The sequence below is a fragment of the Thiocapsa sp. genome, assembly GCF_018399035.1.
GTDB lineage: Bacteria > Pseudomonadota > Gammaproteobacteria > Chromatiales > Chromatiaceae > Thiocapsa.
The window spans coordinates 2,658,454-2,665,000 of the sequence record NZ_CP073760.1 but is presented as its reverse complement, the minus strand read 5'-3'; the positions used below and the strand labels follow the sequence as shown (position 1 = coordinate 2,665,000).

Annotated in this window: 5 protein-coding genes (1 of these 5 cut by a window edge); all 5 read right to left on the bottom strand. The window is 63.2% G+C overall.

The genetic code is table 11. The annotated features are described in order from the left end of the window. On the bottom strand, positions 1 to 1,044 hold the 5' portion of the coding sequence (locus KFB96_RS12015) for a type II secretion system F family protein (protein ID WP_213461620.1). Its footprint begins 210 nt before the window's first position; only the first 1,044 of its 1,254 coding nucleotides appear in the window; its start codon is at positions 1,042 to 1,044; its stop codon lies beyond the left edge, outside the window. Positions 1,045 to 1,055: 11 nt separating this feature from the next. Further along, positions 1,056 to 2,771: a type IV-A pilus assembly ATPase PilB gene (pilB, locus tag KFB96_RS12010; protein WP_213461618.1), complete on the bottom strand. Its 1,716-nt coding sequence runs from the start codon at positions 2,769 to 2,771 to the stop codon at positions 1,056 to 1,058. Between the two features lie 18 nt (positions 2,772 to 2,789). After that, positions 2,790 to 3,623 (bottom strand): NYN domain-containing protein, encoded by an 834-nt coding sequence (locus KFB96_RS12005; protein WP_213461615.1) that lies wholly within the window; start codon positions 3,621 to 3,623, stop codon positions 2,790 to 2,792. Positions 3,624 to 3,769: 146 nt separating this feature from the next. Then, positions 3,770 to 5,716: an acetate--CoA ligase gene (gene acs / locus KFB96_RS12000; RefSeq protein ID WP_213461613.1), complete on the bottom strand. Its 1,947-nt coding sequence runs from the start codon at positions 5,714 to 5,716 to the stop codon at positions 3,770 to 3,772. 149 nt (positions 5,717 to 5,865) lie between these two features. Beyond that, on the bottom strand, positions 5,866 to 6,543 hold the full coding sequence (locus tag KFB96_RS11995) for an exonuclease domain-containing protein (RefSeq protein ID WP_213461611.1): 678 nt from the start codon (positions 6,541 to 6,543) through the stop codon (positions 5,866 to 5,868). Between the last annotated feature and the right edge of the window lie 4 nt (positions 6,544 to 6,547).

Here is a 6,547-nt window from a genome sequence, read left to right as displayed (position 1 = left end):
GACCATATGCGGGAACAGGTCTTGCTGGCGCATCGACAGTTGCAGCGATTGCCCGGTCGCGACCTCTTCGCGCATCTTCAAGACCGCGTTCTGGTAGACGATGTTGCCGGTGGCGCCCGAGACCGAATCCAGCGCCTCGACCAGCGGGACGCCGGCCGCGAACATGGTGGACAGGGTGCGGGCGAAACGCGCGAGCGCGGCCTTGTTGAGGATCGGCCCGATGATCGGGATCTTCAGGGCCGTGCGATCGATGGCTTCGCGCAACGCGCGCGAGCGTTTGTAGGTGTTGCCGATGACATAGCCGACCGCGCCGAGCCCGAGGAGGATCGCCCACCACCATTTCTGCAGCGCGTCGGAAAGACCGATCACCATGAGCGTGAAGGCGGGCAGATCCGCACCGAAGCTCGCGAACAGGTCCTTGAACTGCGGGATGACGAAGATGAGCAGAACCGCGCTCACGATGATGGCCACCGCGATGACCGCCACCGGATAGAACATGGCCTTTTTGATCTTGCCCTTGATCGACTCGGTCTTTTCCTTGTAGGTCGCAATCTTGTCGAGCAGGACGTCCAGTACGCCCGCCTGCTCGCCGGCGGCCACCAGGTTGCAGACCAGGTCGTCGAAGTGGAGCGGATACTTGCCCATCGCCAGCGCCATGGCGGTGCCGCTCTCGATGTCCTGCTTGATTCCCAGGATCAAGTCCTGCATCGCCGGGTTTTCGTGACCGCGTCCGACGATGTCGAACGCCTGCACCAAGGGCACGCCGGCGGACATCATGGTCGCGAGCTGCCGGCTGAAGATGGCGAGATCGGTGCTGGTGATCTTTTTCTTGCCGCTGAAGAGCGGTTGGGGCTTTTTTTTGACCTTGGTCGGGCTCACACCTTGCCGTCGTAGGTCCGCCCGCACCAGTGTCATGCTGGGCGAACGGGTCTCCCCCGTCACCTTGGCCCCGCGCCGGTCGCGTCCTTCCCAGGTGAAGACGTAAGCCTTCTCGGCCTGCGGTTTGGGTTTGGGTTTCGGCTTCGTCTTGAGTGCGGTTGCCATGAGCGTTCTCGTCACTCCTTGGTGACTCGGTTGAGCTCTTCGAGGCTCGTCATCCCTTCTTTGACCTTGCGCAGACCGGATTCGCGCAGGTCCGCGACGCCTTCGCGCCGGGCCTGCTCGGCGAGCTGCATCGCGTTGCCTCCCTCGAGAATCAGCCGCCGGATCGTCTCCGATATGGGCATCACTTGGAAGATACCGACACGCCCGCGGTAGCCCTTGGTGCAGCGCTCGCATCCCACCGGTCCGAAGACGACGATCCCCTCCTCGATATCCGCTTCGTTGAAGCCCTCTTGGCGCAGGACCTCGCGCGGCAGGTCCTCGGGCGCCTTGCAGGTCGGGCAGAGGCGCCGCGCGAGACGCTGCGCCATGATGAGCAGGACGGAGGAGGCAATGTTGAAGGGTGCCACGCCCATGTTGGCGAGACGGGTCAGCGACTGCGGGGCGTCGTTGGTATGGAGCGTGGAGAGCACCAGATGCCCGGTCTGCGCGGCCTTGACCGCGATCTCCGCGGTCTCCAGGTCGCGAATCTCGCCGACCATGACGATGTCCGGGTCCTGACGCAGGAACGCCCGCAGCGCGGCGGCGAAGGTCAGCCCCGTCTTGGGATTCATGCTGACCTGATTGATTCCCGGAACCTGGATCTCGACCGGATCTTCGACCGTCGAGATATTGATGTCCGGCTGATTCAGGAGATTCAGCGCGGTGTAGAGCGACACCGTCTTCCCGGATCCGGTCGGTCCGGTCACCAGGATCATGCCGTAGGGTTTATGGATGGCCTCCAGGAATGCCTCGCGCTGCTCGAGCTCGAAGCCCAGGGCCTCGATGCCGACCTGAGCCGACGCGGAATCGAGGATCCGCAGGACCACCTTCTCGCCGTAAAGGGTCGGCAAGGTATTGACGCGGAAATCGATGTCGCGCGTCCGACTGACCTTGAGCTTGATGCGTCCGTCCTGAGGGACACGACGCTCGGCGATATTCATCCGCGACATGACCTTGAGGCGTGCGACCAATCGCCCGGCGATATTCATGGGTGGGCTCGCCACCTCGCGCAGCATGCCGTCTTGTCTGAAGCGCACGCGAAAGAACTTCTCGTAGGGCTCGAAGTGGATGTCCGAGGCGCCCGCCGAGATGGCATCGACCAAGACCTTGTTCACGTACCGCACGATCGGCGCGTCGTCGATGTTGATGTCGGCGTCTTCGCGCAGATCCTCGTCGTCCGGGGTGATCTCGAGCTTCTCCAGGTCCGCGTCCATGAGCTCCGTCATGGTCGTGTCCTGGGCCTCGATCGCGGTCTCGATCGCGGCCTTGAGCTTGTCCTCCTCAACCAGTACCGCGTCGGTCGCCAGCCCGGTGTTGAACCGGATCTCTTCGAGCGCTTGGTCGTTGGTCGGATCCGACAAGGCCAGGAAGAGGCGGTTGCCGCGGCGGAAGATCGGCAGCGCCCGGTGTTTGCGCACCAGGCGCTCGTCGACCAGATTCACCGGAAGGTTCAGCAAATCCAGCGCATGGAGGTCGAGGAGCGGCACGCCGAACTCGTGCGAGGCCGCGACGGCGATTTTCCGACCGTCGAGCAGCTTCTGCTCGACGAGATAGGACACGAAGGATTGGCGGCGGCGGGTCGCGTCGTCGTAGGCAGCGATCGCTTCACGCTCGGAGATGAGGTTGTCGCGCACCAGGCGCAGTGCGAGTCCCGAGAGCTTGTTCTTGGCTGTTTGGTCCGTCGCCATGGCTCGTGTCGTCGGACCTCAGCGGTTGACTGAAAAGGCGAGTCGGACGTTGCTCGCGACCAGTCCGTTGTCCTTCTGGTCGCTCTCGTTGAGATAAAACTCCAGCACCGTCTCGCGGCTCATCAGCATGTCCTCGGTGACATCGTCGGCCAACTCGTTGACGTGGCAAAAGACGCTGATGTAAGGCGAATCGGCTTCCCGTGGATCGGTCACCCACAGCGATGGTGAGATGCGGTCCATGATCCTCAAAAACCCGTAGCCTTTGTCCGCGAACCATTTGGTGCAGACCCCGCGTACGCAGGATCCGGGCTTGCCCCATTCGTTGCGCGGCTCGTAGGAGATCGGCAACAGATCGGGGATCAGGAATCCGGAATAGTAGGCATCGACCTGTTGCTGAAGTTGGCGGGAGACGTTCTTGAATCCCATCAACTCGACCCGGCAACCGGTGTTCTGCAACGCTTCGACGACCTGAAGAAAATCGCCGTCGCCCGTCACCAAGAGGACTTGATCGAGCTTGTTGGCCTGCAACATGGCATCGACCGCCATGTCGAGGTCGGCGTTGGCCTTGGTGGTGACGTTGCCGCTCTCGTCAGTATAGCGCCGGACCAGCTTCACGGTGATCTTCCAGCCGAAGTCCCGCACCATCTGTTGGTAGGTCTGCGCCTTCTTCTTGTATTCCATGTCCTCGCGAGCCCGCTCGGCGTCGAAGGCCATGTAGGTGTTCAATCGTTGCAGGATGCCTCCTTCTCGTGCGGCGAAGCGTCGCAGCACGTCGTAGCGCATCTGAAAACCGCCGTTGTAGCGGACATTCTCGGCATCGACGAAGACGCCGACTCTGAAGCTCGAGCTCATAGTGACCGTGATTTCACATTCTATGCACAGCCCCGCAGCCATCGCTCCCGCAGGTGACGAGAACGATGGCCGCGGAGTCCGGTTCGGCGAACCGTTTCGCTTGGACGATCGCCCCTGCCGCACGCGGCAGGCGACGACCGCGCGCTTTACTTGTTGAGGCGATTCTCGATCAGATCGTTCACCACCGTCGGATCGGCCAAGGTCGAGGTGTCGCCGAGCGAGTCGATCTCGTTGGCGGCGATCTTGCGCAGAATCCGGCGCATGATCTTGCCCGAGCGGGTCTTGGGCAGGCTGGGCGCCCACTGGATGATGTCGACGATGGCGATCGGACCGATCTCGCCGCGCACCATGGCCACCAGCTCCTTTTTTAGCTCGTCGGTTGGCTCGATGCCGGACATCGGGGTGACATAGGCGTAGATGCCCTGACCCTTGAGGTCGTGCGGGTAGCCGACCACGGCCGCCTCGGCGACATGCGGATGCAGCACCAGCGCCGACTCGATCTCCGCGGTACCCAGGCGATGCCCCGAGACGTTCAGAACGTCGTCGATGCGACCGGTGATCCAGTAATAGCCGTCGGCGTCGCGCCGCGCACCGTCACCCGTGAAGTAATACCCCGGATACTGCCGGAAATAGGTGTCGGCAAAGCGCGCGTGATCGCCATACAGGGTGCGCATCATCGCCGGCCAGGGACGCGACAACACAAGCGCGCCCTCGCCGGGGCCTTCGATCAGGACGCCTTCAGCCGGGTCGACCAGCGCCGGGACCACGCCGAAGAAGGGGCGCGTGGCCGAGCCTGGCTTGAGCGCCGTTGCGCCCGGCAGCGGGGTGATGAGATGACCGCCGGTCTCGGTCTGCCACCAGGTGTCGACGATCGGGCAGCGATTGTCACCCACCACCCGATAGTACCACTCCCAGGCTTCCGGATTGATGGGCTCGCCGACCGAGCCGAGGATGCGCAGCGACTTGCGCGAGGTCTTCTTGACCGGCTCCTCGCCGGCGCGCATCAGCGAGCGGATGGCGGTGGGTGCGGTGTAGAAGATGGCAACGTTGTGCTTGTCGATGACCTCCCAGAAACGCGACATGTCCGGGTAGTTCGGGATGCCCTCGAACATCAGCGAGGTGGCGCCGTTGGCCAGCGGACCATAGACGATATAGGTGTGACCGGTGACCCAGCCGACGTCGGCGGTACACCAATAGACCTCGCCTTCCTGATAGTCGAAGGTGTACTTGTGGGTCATGGCCGCGTAGACCAGATAGCCGCCGGTGGTGTGCTGCACGCCCTTGGGCTTGCCGGTGGAGCCGGATGTGTAGAGGATGAAGAGCGGATCCTCGGCGTCCATCTCCTCGGGCTCGCACTCGGCGGACGCGGCGGCGATTGCCTCGTCGTACCAGATATCGCGACCCTCGGTCCACTCGACCTTGCCGCCGGTGCGCCGCACCACGACCACGGTCTCGACATTCGGGCATTCCAGCATCGCCGTATCGGCGTTCTTCTTCAGCGGGATGTGGCGTCCGCCGCGCACGCTCTCGTCGGAGGTGATGACCAGCTTGCACTCGGAGTCGAGCACGCGGTCGCGCAGCGAGTCGGGCGAGAAGCCGCCGAAGACGATGGAATGCACCGCGCCGATGCGGGTACAGGCGAGCATGGCGACGGCCGCCTCGGCGATCATCGGCAGATAGATGCAGACCCGATCGCCCTTCTTGACGCCGCGCGATTTGAACACGTTCGCCAGTTTGCAGACCTCGGCGTGCAGCTCGCGATAGGTGATCTTGCGGTCTTCCTCGGGATTGTCGCCTTCCCAGATGATGGCGACCTGATCGCCGCGGGTGGCCAGATGACGATCCAGGCAGTTATAGGAGACGTTGAGCTTGCCGCCTTCGAACCACTTGATGTGCAGGTCGTCGGCCTGGAAGCTGTAGTCCATGACCGAGTCCCATGGCTTGGACCAGGTCAGGAACGTCTCGGCCTGCTCGGCCCAGAAGCCCTCCGGGTCGTCGATGGACCGCTTGTACATGGCGGCATACTGCTCCGCGTTGACGTGGGCCTTCGCGGCGATGGCTGCAGGGACCTGGTAGACCTTCTCTTCCGACATGGTTGTTGTCTCCTCGAGGTGGTGGAGTGATCTGTGCCGGCCCGCGGCACTCGTTCTTTAGGTACCGGCGGACGCGAACGGCTAATAGTAAACGCTCCGCTAGGGCGCAGCCAGCCGGCAGATGCAGAGGTCTTCTCGGGGCTCGGGTCTCAGCACAGGAAATCCCGCAGAGGCAGTCCCTGGCCGTTGTCTCGATAGGCGGCCTGGGCGAGGAAGAGCTCGGCCGAGGCCAGTGCGTCGCTCAGCGCATTGTGCGCGCTGTAACGGGGCAGGTTGTAACGATCCCCGAGCGCATGCAGGCGCAGATCGGACGCCTTGAACGGGGTCTGTCGGCGCTCGAACGTTCGATAGGCCAAGGCTTGGGTATCCACGACCGGCATCAGGAGTCCTCGCTGCCAGAGTCGCTTGCAGGCGTTGCTCAGGAAGCCGCGCTCGATGCGTGCATGATGGGCAATCATCACCTTGCCTGCCAGGGTTTCGAGGAGCTCCTCGAGGACGTCGGCAAGCTCGCTGCCTTCGGCGGACTCGTCGTCCGTGATCTGATGGATGATCGCCGTCGCCTCGGGGATGGACCGATCGATCCGCACAACCCGATGGCGTGCGCTCGACAGGTCGATGGATGCGCCTCGGACCCCGACATAGCCGACGCTCAGGATCAGGTCGTTGGCGATGTCCAGCCCGGTCGTTTCAAGATCGATGGCAAGATACTCCACCTCTCGATAGTCCGTTTTCGCCATCGGAAACGGATGCTCCAGGTAGGAGCGCAAGGGCCCCGGCGGGGTTCGGCGCAGTTGCCAGCGGCGGCGCCAATCGAGCAGTCGTGACATGGTC

Excerpts from the sequence above, each read along its gene's own strand:
- pilB (WP_213461618.1), bottom strand. The coding sequence starts at position 2,771 with ATGGCGACGGACCAAACAGCCAAGAACAAGCTCTCGGGACTCGCACTG.
- KFB96_RS12005 (WP_213461615.1), bottom strand. The coding sequence starts at position 3,623 with ATGAGCTCGAGCTTCAGAGTCGGCGTCTTCGTCGATGCCGAGAATGTC.
- acs (WP_213461613.1), bottom strand. The coding sequence starts at position 5,716 with ATGTCGGAAGAGAAGGTCTACCAGGTCCCTGCAGCCATCGCCGCGAAG.
- KFB96_RS11995 (WP_213461611.1), bottom strand. The coding sequence starts at position 6,543 with ATGTCACGACTGCTCGATTGGCGCCGCCGCTGGCAACTGCGCCGAACC.